Origin of the sequence: Burkholderia sp. SIMBA_062, from assembly GCF_046534765.1 — a bacterium.
GTDB lineage: Bacteria > Pseudomonadota > Gammaproteobacteria > Burkholderiales > Burkholderiaceae > Burkholderia > Burkholderia ambifaria.
Window position 1 is genome coordinate 1 of the sequence record NZ_JAWRYD010000246.1, and the last position, 274, is coordinate 274.

General features: G+C 61.3%; 1 protein-coding gene. It reads right to left on the minus strand.

Annotated features, from left to right (window positions below; all coding sequences use genetic code 11):
• On the minus strand, positions 1 to 248 hold a 248-nt coding region (locus SB786_RS36220; RefSeq protein ID WP_410731574.1), incomplete at its 3' end, for a porin.
• Positions 249 to 274 lie beyond the last annotated feature (26 nt).

Sequence of the window (274 nt, forward strand, 5' to 3'; positions counted from 1 at the left end):
CCGTCGAGGCCGACATAGGACTGGCGGCCGAACAGGCGTCCGCCCTGCCGCGACGCGCCGTTATTCGGCTGAAAGCCGCCCTGCAAATCGAATATGGCGCGCGTACCGCCGCCCAGATCTTCATTGCCGCGAATGCCGAAATACGAGGTGGCGGTGCCATCGCCTTCACGAAACGCACTGGTGGTGGCGTTCTTGCCCTTGGCCACGTTGTTGACGTATTCCAGACCTTGATCGATCAGGCCGTACATCGTGACCGAGCTGGTACCGAAAGGTT